Source organism: Lacihabitans sp. CS3-21, from assembly GCF_024343675.1.
Classification (GTDB): Bacteria; Bacteroidota; Bacteroidia; order Cytophagales; family Spirosomataceae; genus Leadbetterella.
Window position 1 is genome coordinate 1 of sequence record NZ_RJUD01000067.1, and the last position, 1,872, is coordinate 1,872.

The 1,872-nt window shown below is 33.6% G+C and carries 2 protein-coding genes; both read left to right on the plus strand.

Annotation, left to right across the window (positions count from 1 at the left end; genetic code table 11):
- Positions 1-435 (plus strand): metallophosphoesterase (locus tag EGI24_RS14380; RefSeq protein WP_255049162.1); only part of this gene is annotated, 435 nt, incomplete at its 5' end.
- On the plus strand, positions 432-1,872 hold a 1,441-nt coding region (locus tag EGI24_RS14385), incomplete at its 3' end, for a hypothetical protein (RefSeq protein ID WP_255049163.1). The genes EGI24_RS14380 and EGI24_RS14385, both read left to right, overlap by 4 nt.

The window sequence follows — 1,872 nt, forward strand, 5'->3', positions numbered from 1 at the left end:
TTCAAGAACTGTGACGAGATATGGCATATGGGAGATATTGGTGATAGATCGGTATTAGATCAATTGACTTCTTTTAAACCAGTTAAAGCTGTATTTGGCAACATTGAAACCCAAGAACTCAGACACGAAATCCCCGAAGATTTAATTTTTGAAATTGAAGGCCTTAAAGTTTTTATGACGCATATTGGTAGCTTGCCTGGTAAATATTCGGCTAGAATAAAAAAAATCATTAAATTTCATCAACCAAACTTGTTTATTTGTGGCCATTCCCATATTTTGAGAGTAATTAAAGATCCAGCCAACAACGGCATGGTATATTTAAACCCTGGGGCAGCAGGCAAGCATGGTTTTCATCAGATAAGAACATTGATTAGAATGCAAATAGAACAATCTAAAATCACGAATTTAGAAGTGATAGAACTAGGAAAACGATGAAAATATTTTTCGCTTTATTTTTGGTTTTTATTACATTTTCGCATCATTCAATCGGCCAATTGGTTGAATCAGTGGATGTTGAGATTCCTTTGGATAATAATCTAGAGGATGACTTCAGCGTGGTTTCTTTAGATACCAATGGTGTTTTGTTAATGAATTTTCAGGTTTCAGTTTTTGGTAAAAAAGGTAGATTGAATTTTGTCAAATATGATAAAGATTTGAAAAGTCAATGGACAAATACCATAGATCCGGGCGTAACTTTTCAATTAGTTAAGTATTTTAAGGCCGAAGATTATCTATTTTGTCTTTTACAGGAGACCGATAGTCGGAAAATTAAAATTGTAAAAATTGATTTAGAAAGAGGCGATGCCATTACCACCGAATCCACCATGCTCACAGACATGGATGTAGAGTTTTTTGCGGCAATAGAAACCAAAGTAATTATTTTGGGAAGTTATAATGATAGACCTGTGGCTGAACTTCATCGATTGTTTGATCAAACATCCAAGGTTTTGCCACAGATACATACGAACTTTCTCAAGGTTTTGTCTTTAGAAGTTAATGAAAGTGAGAAGCAAATTTACCTAATGCTAAAAGACGAAAAGAAATGCCAGTTTAAACTCTCAGTATTTGATGTTGAAGGTAAGATGTTGTATATGAAGGATATAGGCGATAAAAAGCATGTTCTTTTGAACTCGAAAATTCTAAAAATAGCCAAGAATACCTATTTCTTGGCAGGAAATTTTGCTGACAATTGCTCGGATTTTTCTTCAGGTTTTTATGTAACTCCTCTAAACAGAACAGAAGATATTCAATTTTTCAAATTTTCTGAATTGCAGAATTTTTACACTTACCTTTCTCCGAAAAGACAAGAGAAAATAGAGGGCCGTTTATTGTCTAAAAAACTCAAAGGGCGTGATCCTAAAATAAGGCATAGGCTAAATCTACAACAACCTTATGTTTTTGATAATCAAGTACTATTGGTAGGCGAGGTATATTATCCAGAGTACAAAAATGCGATAAATTATTCTAGAAATTCACTATTGCATTTGGGTGAAAACTACAGAACTGTGCGGGATTTTAACAATTATAAATTTACTCAAAGCTTGTTTTGTACATTTGATTTTGATGGAAAAAAATCATGGGATTATAGCGTTGATTTAAAAAATCTTGAAAGCGAGGTTTTGAACAATAAAGTGCAAGTTAGCAATGCTAAAGAAGGTATTTTGGTGGCATTTCCAAAAGATGAAACTATTTTCTTGAAATTAATTTCCAAAGACAAACCGCCAGTTGATTTTGTGCCGCTCAATATCGGTAGTAAAAACAAGGAATTTGTTTCTGATGTAACGGTCGATTTGTTTTCCTGGTACAAACAAACATTCTTGGCTTTTGGGTATAAAACTACTAGGGCTGCGAATTCAATAGGTAGCAGAGAGT